The organism is Cellulomonas sp. Leaf334 (genome assembly GCF_001424195.1).
Classification (GTDB): Bacteria; Actinomycetota; Actinomycetes; order Actinomycetales; family Cellulomonadaceae; genus Cellulomonas.
Genome location: NZ_LMOO01000001.1, coordinates 952,255 through 970,066 on the forward strand (window position 1 = coordinate 952,255; position 17,812 = coordinate 970,066).

General features: G+C 71.7%; 14 protein-coding genes. 4 read left to right on the top strand and 10 right to left on the bottom strand.

The annotated features are described in order from the left end of the window. Positions 1-23 precede the first annotated feature (23 nt). Positions 24-776 (top strand): DeoR/GlpR family DNA-binding transcription regulator, encoded by a 753-nt coding sequence (locus ASF78_RS04240; RefSeq protein WP_056585130.1) that lies wholly within the window; start codon positions 24-26, stop codon positions 774-776. A 6-nt stretch (positions 777-782) separates the two neighbouring features. On the opposite strand, the gene ASF78_RS04245 is transcribed toward ASF78_RS04240, so the two are convergent. Further along, on the bottom strand, positions 783-1,400 hold the full coding sequence (locus ASF78_RS04245; protein WP_056585131.1) for a GrpB family protein: 618 nt from the start codon (positions 1,398-1,400) through the stop codon (positions 783-785). Positions 1,401-1,511: 111 nt separating this feature from the next. Between ASF78_RS04245 and ASF78_RS04250 the strand changes: the two genes are divergently transcribed. From ASF78_RS04250 to ASF78_RS04260, 3 genes are all read left to right on the top strand, one after another. Next, the gene (locus tag ASF78_RS04250) at positions 1,512-2,090 is read left to right on the top strand and encodes a helix-turn-helix domain-containing protein (RefSeq protein WP_056585133.1); all 579 of its coding nucleotides are present in this window, start codon (positions 1,512-1,514) and stop codon (positions 2,088-2,090) included. Then, the gene (locus tag ASF78_RS04255) at positions 2,087-2,878 is read left to right on the top strand and encodes an SRPBCC domain-containing protein (RefSeq protein ID WP_056585135.1); all 792 of its coding nucleotides are present in this window, start codon (positions 2,087-2,089) and stop codon (positions 2,876-2,878) included. Before ASF78_RS04250 ends, ASF78_RS04255 begins: the two co-directional genes overlap by 4 nt. Before the next feature lie 92 nt (positions 2,879-2,970). Further along, positions 2,971-3,405, top strand: a complete 435-nt coding sequence (locus ASF78_RS04260; RefSeq protein WP_056585137.1) for a DUF6069 family protein — start codon at positions 2,971-2,973, stop codon at positions 3,403-3,405. 1 nt (position 3,406) lies between these two features. Here the strand turns inward: ASF78_RS04260 and ASF78_RS04265 are convergent, their stop codons facing one another. The 9 genes from ASF78_RS04265 to ASF78_RS04305 form a co-directional block, all read right to left on the bottom strand. Continuing rightward, on the bottom strand, positions 3,407-4,021 hold the full coding sequence (locus ASF78_RS04265; RefSeq protein WP_056585139.1) for a hypothetical protein: 615 nt from the start codon (positions 4,019-4,021) through the stop codon (positions 3,407-3,409). 50 nt (positions 4,022-4,071) lie between these two features. Next, complete coding sequence (locus ASF78_RS04270; protein ID WP_156374031.1) at positions 4,072-5,325, bottom strand: M15 family metallopeptidase; 1,254 nt, start codon at positions 5,323-5,325, stop codon at positions 4,072-4,074. Positions 5,326-5,602: 277 nt separating this feature from the next. Further along, the gene (locus ASF78_RS04275) at positions 5,603-7,546 is read right to left on the bottom strand and encodes a glycosyl hydrolase 53 family protein (protein WP_056585143.1); all 1,944 of its coding nucleotides are present in this window, start codon (positions 7,544-7,546) and stop codon (positions 5,603-5,605) included. 175 nt (positions 7,547-7,721) lie between these two features. After that, positions 7,722-8,747: a LacI family DNA-binding transcriptional regulator gene (locus tag ASF78_RS04280; protein ID WP_056585145.1), complete on the bottom strand. Its 1,026-nt coding sequence runs from the start codon at positions 8,745-8,747 to the stop codon at positions 7,722-7,724. A gap of 51 nt (positions 8,748-8,798) precedes the next feature. Further along, positions 8,799-10,835: a beta-galactosidase gene (locus ASF78_RS04285; protein ID WP_235518375.1), complete on the bottom strand. Its 2,037-nt coding sequence runs from the start codon at positions 10,833-10,835 to the stop codon at positions 8,799-8,801. After that, on the bottom strand, positions 10,805-12,940 hold the full coding sequence (locus tag ASF78_RS04290) for a beta-galactosidase (RefSeq protein ID WP_056585147.1): 2,136 nt from the start codon (positions 12,938-12,940) through the stop codon (positions 10,805-10,807). The genes ASF78_RS04285 and ASF78_RS04290 overlap by 31 nt, the downstream gene beginning before the upstream one ends. An 18-nt stretch (positions 12,941-12,958) precedes the next feature. Beyond that, positions 12,959-15,964 carry a glycoside hydrolase family 2 TIM barrel-domain containing protein gene (locus ASF78_RS04295; RefSeq protein ID WP_056585149.1) on the bottom strand — a complete coding sequence of 1,002 codons (3,006 nt, stop codon included), beginning with the start codon at positions 15,962-15,964 and terminating at the stop codon, positions 12,959-12,961. Then, positions 15,961-16,773 (bottom strand): carbohydrate ABC transporter permease, encoded by an 813-nt coding sequence (locus ASF78_RS04300; protein WP_056585151.1) that lies wholly within the window; start codon positions 16,771-16,773, stop codon positions 15,961-15,963. Before ASF78_RS04300 ends, ASF78_RS04295 begins: the two co-directional genes overlap by 4 nt. Continuing rightward, positions 16,766-17,740, bottom strand: a complete 975-nt coding sequence (locus tag ASF78_RS04305) for a carbohydrate ABC transporter permease (RefSeq protein ID WP_235518377.1) — start codon at positions 17,738-17,740, stop codon at positions 16,766-16,768. Before ASF78_RS04305 ends, ASF78_RS04300 begins: the two co-directional genes overlap by 8 nt. Between the last annotated feature and the right edge of the window lie 72 nt (positions 17,741-17,812).

Here is a 17,812-nt window from a genome sequence, read left to right on the forward strand (position 1 = left end):
GGCACAAACATGGAGGATCGCGCATGCTGGCAGCGCAACGCAAGGAACTGCTGCTCGACCGGCTCCGCACCGACGGCCGCCTCGTCGCCAAGGACCTTGCGACCGAGCTCGACACGTCCGAGGACACGATCCGCCGGGACCTGCGCGAGCTGGCCGTGGCCGGGCTGTGCCAGCGCGTGTACGGCGGGGCGATCCCGGTCGCGCCCGCCGCGGCGAGCTACGCGAGACGGCAGGAGATCGCGACGAGCAGCAAGCGGCGCGTCGCCGCCGCCTGCCTCCAGCTGGTCCAGCCGGGCAGCACGCTGATCCTCGACGGCGGCACCACCGCGCTCGAGGTCGCCCGCGCGCTGCCACGTGACGACGGGCTCACCGTGATCACCCACAGCCCGACGATCGCCGTCGCGCTCGTCGACCACCCGGCCGAGGTCTTCCTCCTCGGTGGCCGGCTGTTCAAGCACTCCGTCGTGACGTCCGGCGCCGCCACCGCGGAGGCCGCCGCCCTGGTCAGCGCCGACCTGTTCCTCCTGGGCGTCACCGGCGTCCGGCCGGACACGGGCCTGACCACCGGCGACGCCGACGAGGCCGCGACGAAGCGCACCCTCGCGCGTCGGGCCGCGCAGACCTGGGTGATGGCCAGCGAGGAGAAGATCGGTGCGGCATCGGCCTTCCCCGTCCTGCGCCTCGACGAGGTCTCAGGGATCGTCAGCGACGCCGGCGAGCAGAACCCTGTCGTCGCCGAGCTCGAGCGCACCGGGGTGCAGGTGCTGCGCGCCTGACGGCCGTCACCGCCCGGACGCGTCCCCGAGGAGTGCGTGCGCCCGGAAGATGCGGTCCAGCAGCTCCCGGATCGCCGGAGCCTTGAGATCGTTGTAGTCGTTCACCGTCCCGCCGCCCACCTGGCGCAACCGGTCCGCCGCCGCGCGCTTGGCCGCCGCGTAGGCGTCGCGGTCGTCCGCGTGCGTGCGCAACCAGTCGCGCAGGAGCACGTGACGCGCGGCCTCCGGGCTGTCCGGGCTCCAGACGTGCAGGTTCGCGCGTGGCCGGTCCCGGGTGAACAGCCGGTGCTCGTGCCACGCGCGCTCGCGCAGGACGAGCGTGAAACCCGCAGCCTCGAGCCTGGGGCGGTAGCTCGGCTCGTCGGTCGAGTCGGCCACCGTGAGGTCCACGTCGATGATCGGCTTGGCCGTCAGACCCGGGACCGAGGTCGAGCCGACGTGCTCGAGAGCGAGCACGTCGTCGCCCAGCGCCTCCCGGAGGCGGTCGGCCAGCTCGGCGTACGCCGCAGGCCACGAGGGGTCGTACGCGACGACGGTGACCTCGACAGGCTGCTGGGGCACGAGCCACTCGGCCCCGTCGGGGTCGACGGGATGGTGACGGACGATCTCCTCGGCGCTGGACACCGTCCGAGGCTACCGAGCCCCTGGGGCGCGGCAGCAGCGGGTGGCGGGGATCCCGTCACCCGCTGCGCAGCATGTCTTGACAATATTTATTGTCAATGCGACGGTGGCCGCATGCAGGACATCGAGGTCATCGAGAACGCCGACGCAGCCGTCGTCGCGCTGGACCCCGTCCGGGCCCGGCTCCTCGGCGAGCTGGCCGTCCCGGCGTCCGCCGCCGGGCTGGCCGCCCGCGTCGGCATCGCGCGCCAGAAGGTCAACTACCACCTCAAGGCGCTCGAGGCGCACGGCCTGGTGGAGCTGTCCGAGGAACGCCGCCACGGGGGCATCACCGAGCGGGTGCTGCAGGCGTCGGCGGCGTCGTACGTCGTGTCACCGGCCGCGGTCAGCGTCACCGCAGCCGACCCCGACGCCACCGCCGACCACCTGTCGGCCGCCTACCTCGTCGCCCTCGCCGGCCGGCTCGTCCGCGAGGTCGGCGCCCTAGCCCGTCGCGCCGGCGTGACGGGCAGGCGGCTGCCGACGCTCACGATCGACACCCAGATCGGCTTCCGCTCGGCGGACGACCGGGCCGCCTTCGCCGACGACCTCACGTCCGCAGTGCTCGACCTGGCCGCGCGCTACCACCACGACGACGGGATGCCGCACCGGCTCGTCGTCGCCGCCCACCCGATCCCCGAGGAGCGCCCATGAGCACCGACCTGAACGTCCCCTACCGCCTCGAGTTCAGCGTCGAGGTCCCCGGAACCGCGGAGCAGGTCTGGCAGGCCATCGCCACGTCCACGGGCCTGAGCTCCTGGTACCTGCCGACCGAGATCGAGGAGCGCCAGGGCGGCTCCGTGCACTTCACCATCGACCCCGGGATGGGTTCCGACGGCCACGTCACGGGCTGGGACCCGCCGCGCCGCATCGCCTTCGACGAGGACTGGGCCGCCCTCATGGGGACGGACCCGGACTCGCTCAGCCCGCTGACGACGGAGTTCCTCGTCGAGGCGCGGTCCGGCGGCACCTGCGTCGTGCGCGTCACCAGCAGCGGCTTCGGCACCGGCGCCGACTGGGAGTCGCAGTGGTGGGACACCGTGGCCCCCGGCTGGCTGCCGTTCTTCGACAACCTGAGTCTCTACCTGGCGCACTTCCCCGGCCAGGAGGCCACGCGGCTGGAGGTCACCGCCTCCCACCCCGGCGACGCCGACGCGCTCTGGGCGACCCTGCACGACGCGCTCGGGCTGGACGACGAGGGCGCGACGGTCGACGTGCGCGGCGCGACCGGCACGGTCGAACGCGTCGGTGAGCGCCAGGCGCTGATCCGGCTCACCGCACCGGTGCCCGGGATGCTCAGCGTCTTCACGCACGGCCAGGGCGACGGCACCGCGACCGCGGGCGTGCAGGCGTACCTGTTCTCCCCCGACGCCGCGGACCACGTGCGCCGCGAGGAGCCGGCCTGGCAGGACTGGCTCCAGAACCTCGCCGTCCGAGCCTGACCTGCCCCCTCGCCCACCGGCACCGCCGTCCGACCCGCTCCGTCCGGAGCGCCGGACCGTGCTGCCACGCGGCCATCACCCCGGAGGAACGCATGGACAGCACCCAGGACACCGCCGTCGGTCGGACGGGCTACGGCCACCGGCTCGGCCGCCTCGTCGGCACCGGCCTCGTCGCCACCGTCGCGGCCATGGTCGCCACCACGCTCGCCGCCGCGCTCGCCCGGGCGCTGGGCGTCGGCTTCGAGATCCCCGACGGTGGCGAGGCGATCCCTCTGCCCGGGTTCGCGTCGGTGACCGGGCTCTTCTGCGTCGTGGGCATCGTCATCGCCGCCGCCCTCCTCCGGTGGAGCGCCCGGCCCGCCCGGCGGTTCGTGCAGACGGCCGTGACCCTGACCGTGATCTCGCTGGTCCCGCCCCTCCTCGCCGGGGCCGACGCCGCGACCACCGCCGCACTCGTGGGGCTGCACCTCGTCGCGGCGGCAGTGATGATCCCCAGCCTCGCGCGGAGCCTGCGCAGGCCGACCTAGCTCAGTCGACGTAGGCCAGCAGGACGGGCGCGTCGAGGCCGGACCACGAGCCCGTCAGGGTGGACCCGGCGGCGGCGGTGGGCGCCGGCCCGTCGAGACGACGTCGGACGACGATCCGGAGGGCGCCGGCCTCCACCAACGTGGACGAGCCGTCCGAGGACGTCCGCACGTCGTCGACGAGCGGGACGTCGCCCGACGGACTGCCGCTCCCGGTGACCCGTGCGCTCGGTTCGCGCGGGGCGTCGGCACCCTCGACCAGCTCGGCGGCCTGGCCGACACCGGCCAGCAGGACGGACGCGAGCACCCGGACGTAGACGGGATCGCCGACCGCGTCGTAGATCCAGCGCGGCCCCAGCACCGAGTGCTCCATGGTGCAGATCAGGAACTCGTCCGCCCCGGTCAGCGGGGCGCCGCGATAGGTCAGCGGGACCTGGAGCAGGTGCCCGCCGGCGGTCACCACGATGTGCGTCTCGAGACCGACCTCACCGTCCGGGTCGTCGAAGCGGTAGGCACCGACCAGGTCGACCCCCGGCTCGCCCCAGGGCTGCGTGGGCACCCAGTCGGTGAGCAGCTCGAGCTTCGTCGGACGGATGGTCGCGCGGTGGAGCAGGGCCATCGGCCGACCCTAGCGCGAGTCGTCCGGTCTGGGGTGCGTCTCGCTCCACGTCACGGAGCGGGCGGCTCGGTGGACGCGCTCGGGCTGCTGCTCGGCGTCGGCGTCGCGGCCGGCGTGGCGGTCGGGCTCGGAGCCGGGTCGGCCGGAGCGACGCTGGGCTGCTCGACCACGGGCGGTGCGGGCGAGGTCGGCGGCGGGGTGGTCGGCGCCGGGACGCCCACGGTGATCGGCACCGACGTGCCGGTGCCGACGTCGTCCGACGTGCCGAACTCCCAGTGCCACGGTTCGTGGGGTCCGCGACCGCCCTCGTCCATGTAGACCGGGTGGTGCCACCCGTAGGCCATCGCGTTGGCCTTGAGCCAGACGTACTGCGCGGACCGGTAGCCCTTGACCTGGTCGAGGTCGATCGCCAGGCCCCAGCCGTGGTTGGACGTGCCGGGCACCGCGGCCATGGTCCCCTTGGCCGCCCGGGTGCTGATCTGTTCGGCGAGCGTGCGGTACGAGCCACTGATCCTCAGGTCGTGGCCGAAAGCCACCCGGTAGGCCGCGTTGAGCCGCGCCAGCGCCTCGGCCGCGTCGCAGCGCAGGTACTGGCTCGGCGCGAACGCGACCGGGCAGAGCACCTTCAGCGGGATGTTCCCGTTCGTGTAGCCGTCGGTCGACCGGGCCTGCGCCTCCACCTTCGCGACCGCCGCCTTGGCGTCCTCGTCCCCCGTCACCGCGATCTGCTGCGCCGCGACCGTGATCCCGGAGGCGGCGTCCCGGGCCTGGACCGCGGAGACGGCGGCCGCGACGACGTCGCGGACCTCGGCGGCGGCGTGCGTGGCCCCGACAGCCGCGTCGAGCAGCGCGACCTGCGGGTCCGCGGAGACCAGCAGGCGGGTCATCGCGACGTTCTGCGCCGACTGGTCGCCGAGGTCGAGCGCGACCAGCAGGACGTCGGTCTCGACGCCCTCGACCACGCGCGTCGCCGCGGCGACGTCACCCGTGGCCACCTGCTCGCGCGCGCTCAGGACCCGTTCCGGGAGCTGCTCGGCGGTCAGCCCCGACATGACGGGCGCGGCCGGGACGTCGACCAGGTCACGACGGAACTGTGCCCGCGAGGCCTTCGTGGTGTCGACCAGCGGGTACCCGACCAGCGTGACGGTCGCCGCCTCGACCGCCGCCACGCGGTCGTCGAGCCGCGTCAGCGCCTGTGTGTCCGCCGGTGCGGTGGGTTCCCGCGAGACCGGCGCCCGCTCGACGTCCGCGGAGTGGGAGGTGTCGACGGGCGGCGCGGCCAGGACCGCCGTCAGGAACACCATCGACGCGAGGATCGCGACCGACTCCCACGGCCGCCGCCCCCGCCGCGGGCGCGCCGAACGACGACCCTGGGTCGTCGTTCGTGGTCCGAGCACTGGTGTGTCCTCCGCGGTGCGTCGTCCGACGATCCCACCGCGACACCGTGTCCGTCGACCCGCCAGATGGGGGGACTCGGGCGGACGGCACCTACGCGATCAGCCGACGAGCGCGCACCAGCACGAACGCCACCGGCGGTGGCCCACGAGGGACCACCGCCGGCCGGGCGCCGGGAGCGAGCGCTCAGGAGGGGCCGTGCGCTCCCCGGACGACATCGACGATCGCAGTCACCGGACCGTGCGCGGCCGTGGTGCCGCTGACGACGACCTGTCCGGGGCGGGACGGGGCCCGGGCCGGGACCGCGTCCCAGGTCACGCGCACCGCGTGGAGCGTGCCGTCGGAGTCGAGGACGTCGACCTTGGCCGGCAGCTTGATCGGGCTCGACGTGCGGACCGTCCGGTAGACGGTGTCGGCGACCACGAAGTCGGCGTCGCTCGCCTCGTAGACCTCGATCGTCTCGTGGAAGGTGATCACCGGCCACGCGCTGCTCGACCAGTCGATCATCTCCTGCCAGTTAGCGGGCTCCCAGACCAGGACACCGGCGCCGCGGTTGTCGGGCAGGTCGTTCGCGATCCGGAAGACGTCCTGGAGGAAGAGGCCTGCGCCCTCCGCCGTCTTGGGGTAGGGCGAGTTCGGGACCGGCAGGCCGTCGTAGTCGTTCGACTGGTGCGACGTCTCGGCGATCTCCATGGCGTAGCCCGGGTGCGCCGCGGCCACCTGGTGCAGGTTCGCCTCGTAGTGCTCGGGCGTCCCGTGCCAGTCGGGGTAGTAGGAGTGCGCGATCACGTCGATGTCCTGGCCCTTGGCCTTCAGCCGGGAGAGGAACTGGTCCCAGAACTCGAGCGTCTTGTCGACCTTCCCGTTGTCGATGATCACGTGGGTCTCCACCGGGATGTCCTCGCCGTGAGCCGCCGCGACGTCGCGGACGGCCTCGATGCCCGACGCCTGGAGGGTGGTGAACCGGTCCCAGGCGGCGTCGTAGGCGGCCTGCTCGGCCGGGTCGTCCGAGCCCCAGTAGTCCCAGAGCAGGGCGCCGCCGGGCTGGGAGACGAACGACGGGTCCTGGTTGAAGTAGCACGTGCCGCACCACGCCGCGTCGTCGAACCAGGGCAGCGGACGCTCGCTCCCCCACATGAACCCGTTGATGAGCTCGTTGCCCACCGCGACCTTCTCGGGAGTGGTGCCCTGGGCGACGAGCGCGTCCACCGTCGCGTAGGTGTAGTCGTAGACCGCCTGGGTCAGCTCGTCGAAGGGCAGCTCGCGCCACGCGGTGGGCTTCGCCTGCTTGCTCGGGTCGGCCCACGAGTCGGCGTAGTGCAGGTCGATGCCCAGGCCCATGCCTTGCTCCACGACCTTGCTCGCGACGTCGAGGGTGCGCTCCGGGCCCTGGTACGCGGGCTCGAGGTACTCACCCGTCCGCTCGTCACGCGGGTCGTTGAAGACGCGCAGGCGGGTGTACTCCATGCCGGCGTCGGCCGCCGCCTCGAGGATCGGCACCGGAGCGGCGCCCTCGTCCACGACGTAGGTGAGGCCCTGCGCGTCGTTCTGGTCGGCGTACGAGATGTCCGCGCCCAGCACGACGTCGTCGCGCAGGTAGTTCCACACGGACACCTCGCTGATGCCGGCGACGGCGCCCGGGGACACGTCGGTGATCGTGACCCGCAGGAAGGAGATCCCGGCGCGAGCGACGAGGTGCTCCTCGCCGCGACCGTCCACCTTGTGCTTCTTGCGGTCGACGAGGGTCTTCCACCGGTGACCGTCCGCGGAGCCCTCGACCACGTACCGGTAGGTGCCGTGCGCGTCGGGGAAGACGAGACCGACCTTCCGGATGTTGTCGTACGCGCCGCCGAGGTCGAGGACGAGGGAGTCTCCGCGCTTGCCGCCCTTGTTGCGGACAGTCCACGCGGTCGTGGGGTCCCCGTCGACGGCGAGGCCCGCACGATCCTGCGCCGTGCTGGTGCTCACCGTGACCCAGGGCTTCGCGGCGAGGTTGCTGCGGACGGGTGCGAAGTGGACCGTGCCGTCAGGTTCCTCGGCCGCGGCGGGGGCCGCGCCGGTGAGGGCGAGTGCGCCCGCAGCGAGGAGGGCGAGCGTGGAGGTTCGGCGTCGTCTGATAGGGGGCTGCATGGGACGTCCTTGTCTCATCGGAGTGTGCACGTGCACAGCACTCGGTCACCGTAAATCGCACGAAAGAGCCCGTCAAGATGTCCGCGTCTGTCCTCTCCTACTGGGAGCGTGCACAGTCATCAGGAACGGACTGCCCGACGGCGTGTCCATGTCCGCCGGACGGGGAGCCACGATGTCAGGAGGGGGTACCGGTGCTGGCGCGCACGACGAGCGAGGTCGGCAGCGTGACGGCGGCCGGCTCCCCGCCCTCGACCACCTCGATCAGCAGGCGCACCATCTCACCGGCGATCCGTTCGAGCGGCTGCCGCATGGTGGTGAGCGGCGGGTCGAGCGTCGCTGCGAGCCCGGAGTCGTCGAAGCCGCCGACCGCGACGTCCTGCGGGACGCGTCTGCCGGCCTCGCGGAGCACCTGGAGCGCGCCCGCAGCCATCAGGTCGGAGCCCACGAAGACCGCGTCGAGGTCGGGTCGGCGCTCGAGGAGCGTCCGCATCCCCTCCTGACCGCCGTCGCGCGTGTAGTCGGCGTGCGCCACGAGCGACTCGTCGTAGAGCGACCCGAGCTCGTCGCGATAGCCCTCGAGCCGGAGCCGGCCCCCGGGGGTGTCGAGGGGCCCGGTGATCGTCGCGATCCTGGTGCGGCCGATGTCGAGCAGGTGCCGCGTCATCCGCCGCCCGCCACCGAGGTCGTCGGCGGCGACGTAGCCGAGGCTGCCCTCGAAGCCGAGCGGGATACCGCAAGAGATCATCGGGATGCCCTGCCGCACCAACGCGTCGAGCAGGGGGTTGCCGCTGTGCGACGAGATCGCGAGGACGCCGTCGACGTGCCCGGCGCCGACGTAGGACGAGACCTGCCTCTGCTCCTCGGGGGTGCCCGCGACCATGAGCAGGAGCGGCATGCTGCGCGCGGCCAGCGCCCGGGCGGCCCCCCGCAGGAGGATCGAGAAGTTCGGGTCCTCGAACAGCAGGTGCTGGGGTTCGGTGAGCAGGAACGCCACCGAGTTCGACCGGCCGGTGACCAGGCTGCGCGCGTGCTGGTTCGTGGAGTAGCCGGTGGTCCGGATCGCCTCCTCGACGGCCGCGAGCGAGTCCGGGGACACCCAGTGCCCACCGTTGATCACACGCGAGACCGTGCCCCGGGACACGCCAGCCGCAGCCGCGACGTCCCGGATCGTCGGGCGCTTTCGCGGCGCGGTCGGTCCCATCGGGGGAGACTCTAGGGGAACGGGATCACAAACCACGCCTCGATCGCCGGCTCAGTCCTCCCGGACGACGACGACACCCCGTGCAGGGACGTCCGAGCCCGCCTCGTGACGTCGGTCGGCCACGAGGTCGTGCCCGGAGACGTGCAGGGGCAGGTCCGTGCTGGTGTGGTTCAGCGCGAACAACCAGCTGCCGGTGGCGCCCGTCCGGCGGACGACCTCCAGGCCACCTGGCGACGGGACGAGGGACGACACGCCGGCCGCCGCGAGCACGCGTCCGAGCAGGTCGGTGAGGGACGGGTCGTCGAGGCGCGTCGACAGGTACCACGCCGCACCGCCCGACCCGGTGTCCCGGCGCGTGACCGCAGGACCGCCCGCCGACGGACCGTCGAGGTAGGTCGCCAGGACCTCAGCACCCGTCGAGGTCATCCGTTCGGTCCAGACCTCCCCGGTGCTCCCGTCGCTCAGCGTCGTGGTCCCGTCGGCCGCCAGCGGCGCGAACTCCTCCACACGCACCCCCAGCAGGTCCCGGAACGCCCCCGGGTATCCCCCGACCAGGACCCGGTCGAACGCGTCGACGATGCCGGAGAAGTACGAGACGAGCACCTGCCCGCCGCGGGCCACGACCTCGGTCAGCCGGTCCGCGAGGTCCGGCGGTGCGAGGTAGAGCGTGGGCACCAGGACGACGTCGTACCCGTCGAGCGGCGACCCGGCCGGAAGGACGTCCACCACGACGCCCGCATCGAGCAGCACGCCGTGCATGCGCTGCGCGAGGTCGAGGTAGCGCAGGTCGACCGTGGGGTGGGCCTCGAGCTCGGCGGCCCACCAGGCCTGCGTGTCCCACAGGAGCGCCACCCGAGCCTGCTCCACCCGGCTCCCCCGCACCTCGGCGAGGCGGCCCAGCGTCGCGCCGAGCTCGACGACGTCCCGGAACAGCTGGGAGTCCCGTCCGGCGTGCGGGACCATCCCGGAGTGGTACTTCTCCGCGCCCGCGCGGGACTGCCGCCACTGGAAGAACAGCACCCCGTCCGAGCCGCGGGCGACGTGCTGCAGCGCGTTGCGCAGCATCTGTCCCTTCTCCTTGGCGATGTTGCGCGGCTGCCAGTTGACCGCGCTCGTGGAGTGCTCCATGAGGATCCACGGGTCACCGCCGGACAGACCGCGGACGCGGTCGGCGCTGAACGCCAGCTCCGCCCAGCCCCGAGGGTTCTCGGCCCAGAGGTAGTGGTCGTTGGAGACGATGTCGACCAGGGGCGTGGTCTGCGTGTAGTCGATCTGGTGGAAGTCGCCCATGACCATGTAGTTCGTGGTCACCGGCAGGTGCGGCGTGACCTCGCGCAGCACGGCGGCCTCGGCCTCGAGGTGCGCGACGAACGCGTCCGAGGAGAACCGCTCGAAGTCCAGCCGCTGGCCCGGGTTCGGGATGGTGGTGGACCGACGGGGCGGCAGGATCTGGTCGAAGCCGGCGTAGCGCTGGCCCCAGAACGCCGTCCCCCACGCCAGGTTCAGCGCGTCGATGTCGGCGTACTCCTTCCCCAGCCAGTCCCGGAACGCGGCCGCGGACACGTCGCAGTAGCAGCGCCCGTTGTGGCAGGCGAGCTCGTTGGAGACGTGCCACATCTTCACGGCGGGGTGGTGGCCGTACCGCTCGGCGACGACGCGTGCGATGCGGGTGGCGTGGTGCCGGATCACCGGCGACGAGACGCACCAGGACTCGCGGCTGCCGTGCGTGTACCGAAGCCCGTCGGCGTCGACGGGCAGCATCTCGGGGTGCGCGAGGTGCAGCCACACGGGCGGTGCCGCGCTGGGGGTGGCCAGGTCGACGCCGATCCCGGCCTCGTGCAGGAGGTCGATGACCCGGTCGAGCCACCCGAACTCGAACACCCCCTCCGAGGGCTCCAGCTGCCCCCAGGAGAAGATGCCCAGGCTCACCAGCGTCACGCCCGCCTCACGCATGAGGGCGACGTCCTCGGCCCAGACCTCCTCCGGCCACTGCTCCGGGTTGTAGTCCGCCCCGAAGGCGATGCCGTCGGTGGGCCACGGGCCGGTCCAGCGCGCGCTCACCGGGTCACCGCCACGAGCACGTCCCACGCGCCGAGCGTGACGGTGTCGCCCGCATCGAGTCGACCCGGGGGCGATATCGGGTTCGATGACGACCCGTCCGGTGGCGCGACGACGTCGAGGTCGGTCGGGACGGTGACCACGGTGGCCTCCCAGGACCAGTTGTGGACGACGTGCACGCGCACGCCGTCGGATCGGGTCGAGCTGTGGACGGTGACGCTCGGTGGCAGGTCGGACCAGCCGGCGAGCGGGGTCGGCACCAGCCAGCGCGCGAGGTCGCGGGCGAGCGTCAGGTCGGGGACGGTGCCGACGACGGTCACCCGACCGGCGCCGTACGCCCGCGTGGTGACGGCCGCCCAGGCGCCCAGGTGCGGGTGGACATAGGTGGCGAGGACGTCGGCGCCGTCCGCGACGAGGCACTCGGCCCAGGCCGTCGCCGCCGCACCCTCGGCGAGCGGGAGCTCGGCGGACCCGCGCACCGGGACCGGCTCGTCGAGGTTGGCGAACTCGTCGTACCAGGCTCCGGCCGGCTCGGACAGGCGTGCGGGCTGGGTCTCTGCCCGAGCGCGTGCCTCGTCGTCCGCGTACCCGGTGCGGGGCCCGACGACCAGGTGCCCGCCGGCCTCGGCATACCGGCGGAGCCAGTCGAGGTCGCGGTCGGAGGCCGGGTAGAAGCCCGCCGCCACGAGGACCGGGTGCGTGCGGGCAGCCTCCGACGGCTCGTCGTCGAAGAGGTACCGCGGACGTACCACGCGCGCCTGGAGACCCGCATCGAACGCGCCCCGGTAGAAAGCCGACACGATCCTCGGGTAGCTGTTGCGGTCCGGCGTGCCGTCGGCGAGCTGCAACGGCGGCTGGGCCGCGAGCGCGAACCGCGCCTTCGTCGAGCTCAGGATCGCGATGTCGGCGTCGGGCGTCGTACCGGCGATCTCTCCGCCCGCGCGGGCGAGCTCGGCACCCAGGCGGGCGATCTCGTCGTAGGCCCGACCCGGACGCCCGCTGTGCGGCAGGACGCCGCCCCAGTACGTCTCGGCGCCGTAGTGCAGCGTGTGCCAGTGCCAGTACTCGACCATCCGCGCGCCCCGCGCGACCAGCGCCCAGGCAGCCTGCCGCCACTGGCCCGGGTAGGCCGGGTAGTTGGTGCTCGGCCCACCGATCGCCTGGGCGTCCGTCTCCGTCACCAGGAACGGCTCGCCGCGGCTCGAGAACATCACGTCGGCGGTCTGGAACAGTGCCCAGGTTCCGTCTGTCGTCCAGTACTGCGGCACGACGGCGGTGCTGGGGTGGGCGAGCCCGTCCTGCATGCGGTAGTAGGGGTTCCCGCTCGTGATGTCGAGGACAGAGGCGAGATCGGCGTCCTCGAGGGCCGGGCGCTCGTAGGAGATGCAGGTGGTGACGAACTGGTCCGGCCGGGCGAGCTCACGGACCGCACGGGCCTGCCAGTCGATCAGCTCGGTGGTCAGGGTCGCCTGGAACTCGCGCCAGGCCAGGTCGTACTGCGGCTGGGCGTTGCCGTCCGGGGTCCACAGGTCCGCCCACGAGGACAGCCGGTGCGACCAGTAGACGAGCCCCCACTCCCGGTTGAGGGTCTCGACGTCGCCGTACGTGTGCCGCAGGTGGTCCACGAACCGCTGGAACACCCCGTGGTTGTGCAGGAGGTGCAGCCCGGGCTCGTTGTCCACCTGGAAGCCGATCACGGCCGGGTGGTCGCGGTAGCGCTCGACGATCCTGCGCAGGACCCGGTCGGCGTGGAACCGGAACACCGGGTGCGTGAAGTCCGCCTCCTGCCGGGCTCCCCAACCCATGCGGCTGCCCGTGCGGTCCTCACCGGCGACCTCGGGGTAGCGCCGGACCATCCACAGGGGCAGCGCGTAGGTCGGCGTACCGATCACGACGTCGATCCCCCGGGCCAGTGCTCCGTCGAGGACGGGCTCGAGCCAGTCCAGCTCGAACCTGCCCTCGTCCGGCTCCCACGTGGACCAGACCGACTCCCCCACCCGGATCACCGAGAACGCCGCGGCCTGCATGAGGTCGAGGTCACGCACCAGCGTCTGGGGCGTCGGGTCCTGCCCCGGACCCGCGTACTCGTAGTAGTACGCCGCGCCGAAGCGCACGCGGTCGTGCTGAACTGCCATGGGTATGTCTCTCCGCGCCTAGAGGAGCCCGCGGAAGGCGAACCGGAACGTCAGCTCGGTGTCCGTGGGCAGTCGGTACTCGGCATGGGTCTGCGCGCCCCACGAGTCGTCGCCACCGACCCCCCGACGCTGGAGCGCCGGCCGCAGGACCGTCTGGTAGATCGGCGGCAGCTCGGTGTGGTGCGCCGCGTTCTCGATCTCGAAGGGCGTCCACGGCAGGGCCGACAGCTCCATGCCCTGGTCCGACTCCAACCGCAGGCCCGCCCCCCGCTCGTCCGTCACGGTCGCCCAGCGCACACCCGTGCGGCTGCCCGCCTCCTGCGGACGCAGGTAGGGCGTGAGCGCGGTGCGCACGTCCGTCTCCCACACACCCAGCCGCGCGCCTGCCCGACGGTCCACGTACGACTCCTCGGGCCCGTCCCCGTACCAGCGCAGGCGGTGGAACGCGCGGTCGGTCGCGAGGAGGAGACCGAGCTCGGGCATGTCCGACAGCCCCGCACCGGGTCGCACCGTGAGGGTCACCTCGACGCGACCGTCACCGTCCACGAGGTAGGAGAGCTCGCACTCCCCCGCGGGTGCGGTGGGCAGCTCGTACCGGAAGCGGAGGAGCACCCCCGCGTCCGTCTGCTCGACGACGGGGTGGTCGGGGCCCCGCACGGCCGTCGCGTACCGGCTGGCGACCAGCCACGCGCCGTCCAGCGCAGGGGCGCCCCACCCGTGCTCGTTGGAGGTGGGTGCGTGCCAGAACGACGGTCGGGGCACGGAGCGCAGCAGCTCACGGCCGCCGTCCCCCGTCAGCCCGTAGCGGTAGGACTGCAGACCCCCGTGCAGCCGCGAGAACAGGGCGGTGAAGTGCCGCCCCCGGACACCCACGTTGTGGATGCCGTGGACGACCTCCGGCGCGGCGGTCCGGCGGGCCGGAGCCGTCGTGGGCACGACCACGACCGTCTGCTCGTGGGCGACCTCGTGCCCGGCCGAGGCCCAGCGGGTGCTGCGACGCAGCCGGAAGGACACGTCGACCGTGTACTCGCCGGGTGCGGGCGGCACCGCGACCGGGAGCGCGTAGACCTGCGAGTCCCCCGGCGCGACGTCGGTCTCGAGCACCTCCTCCTGGAGCACCCGGCCCTCCCGGGCGACGGTCACGACGCACTCGTGCGCCGACGACGACGTGGCGAGGTGACGGTTCTCGACCGTGACCTTGTCGCTGCCCACCGAGAGCCGGTAGCCCTGGTAGAGGTAGCGCACCTCCTGGGCGAGCGGCTTGAGGGACCGGTCGGCGAAGACGATGCCGTTGCCGCTGAAGTCCGAGTCGTGCGGAGCGTCACCGAAGTCGCCGCCGTAGCCGAAGTACTCGCGGCCGCCGGGGTCCGTGCGCCGCAGCGCCTGGTCTGCGAAGTCCCAGATGAAGCCACCCTGGAACAGCGGCTCGCGGTAGGCGAGGTCGACGTACTTGTGGACCGCCCCGAACGAGTTGCCCATCGCGTGGGCGTACTCGCACAGCACGTAGGGCTTGTCGCGGTGCGTCGCGAGGAACTCCTCGATCTCGCTGGCCGGCGCGTACATCCGCGACACGACGTCGGTCGTCTGCGGGTACCGCGGGTCCCAGTGGACGCCTTCGTAGTGCACCGGCCGGGAGTCGGCGCCACGGAAGTACTGCGCGACCTCGAGAATGCCTGTCCCACCGAACGACTCGTTGCCGCACGACCACATGACGACGCTCGGGTGGTTCTTGTCCCGCTCCAGCATGCTCGTCGCGCGGTCGAGCAGGGTGGGCAGCCACTCGGGACGGTCCCCCGGCAACGCCACCTCGAGCCCGGCGCCGGCGAACCTGATCAGGTCCCACATCCCGTGCGACTCGAGGTTCATCTCGTCGATGACGTACAGCCCGTACTCGTCGCACAGCTCGTAGAAGTAGGAGTTGTTCGGGTAGTGGCTGGTCCGCACGGCGTTGATGTTCAGCCGCTTCATGAGCTGGATGTCGGCCTCGGTCTGCGCACGGGTCATCACGCGACCCTGGAGGCCGAAGTCGTGCCGGTTGACGCCGTTGAAGACCACGCGGGACCCGTTGACCTTCAGCAGGCCGTCCTCGATGCCGAAACGGCGCACGCCGACCCGTACGGGGACGTGCTCGGTCAGAGCGCCCGACGCGTCGTGCACGTCGAGCGTGAGGTCGTACAGGTGAGGGTCTTCCGCGCTCCACAGCCGCGGGCTCTCGATGCGGACCACGAGCTCGTCGTCGCCGGTGAGCTGCCCGGCCCCGGCGATCCTGGCGTCCACCCGGCCTTCGCCGGACAGGACGACGCGCACGCGCACCGTCGCCTCGGAGAGGTCGTCGGCGACGTCGGTCACCACCCGGACGTCCTCGACGTGCACGGTGGGGCGGCGGTACAGCACGACGTCCCGGAACAGGCCCGAGAACCGGAAGAAGTCCTGGTCCTCGATCCACGACCCGGCACTCCACCGGACCACCTGCGCCACGAGGACGTTCTCGCCGTCGACCAGGGCGTCGGTCAGGTCGAACTCCGACGGGGTGAAGGAGTCCGTCCCGTAGCCCACGTAGGCGCCGTTCAGCCAGACGGCGACGGCGCTCTCCGCACCGTGGAAGCTCACGCTCAGCCGCTCACCGGGCTCGAGCGGGTGCTCGAGGGTGAACGTCCGGCGGTAGGTCGCCACGGGGTTGTACCGCTGGGGGACCTGCCCTGGCTCGACCTGCTCGTAGCCGTCCCACGGGTACTGCACGTTGGTGTACTGCGGGCGGTCGTAGCCGAGCAGCTGGATGTGGGCGGGCACCGGCACGTCGTCCCAGCCGGAGTCGTCGACGTCCACCCGCTCGAACCCGGGGACGACGAGGGCGGGGCTCTTCGCGTAGTGCAGCTTCCACAGCCCGTTGAGCGACTGCTCGAAGGAGCTCGTCCCGGTCGCCGCCTCCTGCGGGGAGGCGAACCACCGGTGGTCGGAGTGCGCGTCGAGCCGGTTCTCCCGGACGAGTGCAGGGTCGGCGATCCGGTGGAGGTCGAAGGTCACTTGATGGCCCCCGTGACGCCCTCGGCGAAGTGGCGCTGCAGCGCCAGGAACACGACCATCGTCGGCACCGACACGATGAACACGGCGAGCATGAGGCTCCCGTAGTCGGTGACGTACCCGGCCCGCATGTTCGAGAGCAGCATCGGCAAGGTCTGGTAGGCGTTGTCGACGAGGATCACCTTCGGCCACAGGAAGTTGTTCCACGAGAACAGGAAGGTGATGACCCCCGCGGCAGCAAGGGTGGGCTTCATCGTCGGCAGGTAGATGCGCGCGAAGATGCTCACCTCGCCCAGCCCGTCGAGGCGCGCCGCCTCGATGATCTCGTGCGGGAACGACCGCGAGGCCTGCCGGAACAGCAGGATCAGGAAGGGCGTCGCGATCAGGGGCACGATCACCGCGAACGTCGAGTTGACCATCCCCACCTGCGCGAAGAGCCGGAACAACGGGATCATCGTCGCCGCGAACGGGATCATGATCGCCAGGAGGAGGATCGCCATCACGGTGTCCTTCGCCCGCGAGTGGTAGATCTCGAACGCGTACCCGGCGATCGAGCACAGGATCAGGGCGAGCACCGTCGTCGCGATGGCGTTGACCGACGAGTGGTAGAACGCCGACCCCAGGGGCTGGGAGTCGACGAGCGTCTGGAAGTTCTCGAGGAGGTGGCTTCCCGGCAGCAGCTTGGACGCCACGACCTCGTTGCTCGTGTTCGTCGCCGAGACGGCCATGAAGTAGAGCGGGAAGACCGACAGGACGACGGCGAAGGACAAGAACACGTATGCGGGGATCCGGCGAAGCTGTGTCTTAGTCACGCTTGTCGCCCACCTTCATTTGAATGGCGGCCAGAATGGCCACGATGATGAGGATCGCGTAGGAGATGGCAGCCGCGTACCCGAAGTTCGGGCTGTTGCGGAACGACACGTTGTACAGGTAGTGCGACACCGTCATCGTCGTGTTGCCCGGGCCGCCGTTCGTGAGGTTGAACGACTCGTCGAACATCTGCAGCGTCCCGTTGGTCGACAGGATCGCGCAGAGCAGGATGATCGGCTTGAGCTGCGGCATCGTCACGTACCAGAAGGTCTTGAACCCGTTCGCGCCGTCGACGCGAGCAGCCTCCAGCGTCGACCGGTCGATGTTCTGCAGCGCGGCCAGGAAGAAGATCATGTTGTAGCCGGTCCACCGCCACAGCAGGCCGAGGATGATCACCATCCGGGCGGTGCCGGTCTCGCCGAGCCAGTTGACGTTGGCGTCGAGCAGCCCGAACTTGATGAGCAGGTCGTTGGCGAGGCCGTCGGTCGCGAAGATCTGCCGGAACACCAGCGCGTACGACACCAGGCCCACCGCGCACGGCAGGAAGATCGCCGTCCGCCAGAATCCCTTGAACTTCAGCCACGGCGCATTGAGCAGGTTCGCCAGCACCATGGCGATGCAGAGCATGATCGGCACCTGGATGATCAGGTAGATGAACGTCGTGCTCATCGTCAGCCGGAAGGTCTCGTCCTGGAACAGCCGCTGGTAGTTCAACCACAGCGGCTCGGCCCAGCTCAGGCGGGTCCCGCGTCCCGTCTGCAGCGACAGGAACAGCGCCTGGATCATCGGCCAGAAGTTGACCAGCACGATGAGGGCTGCGGCGGGGATGATGAACGCCCACCCGGTCAGGCTGCGGCGGCGCGCTATCGCCGACAGGGGTACCCGCTTCGAACGGCCTAGGGACTCCTTCGTCCCTGGCGGGGGTGCGCTTGGTGCGCGGTCCTCGGTTGGTGCGGTGGGAGCAGACACGATCAGCTCACCTCTTCTTCGCCGTGACGGACTGGGCGGGGAAGCGGGCGGCGGAGCCAGGGACTGGCCTCC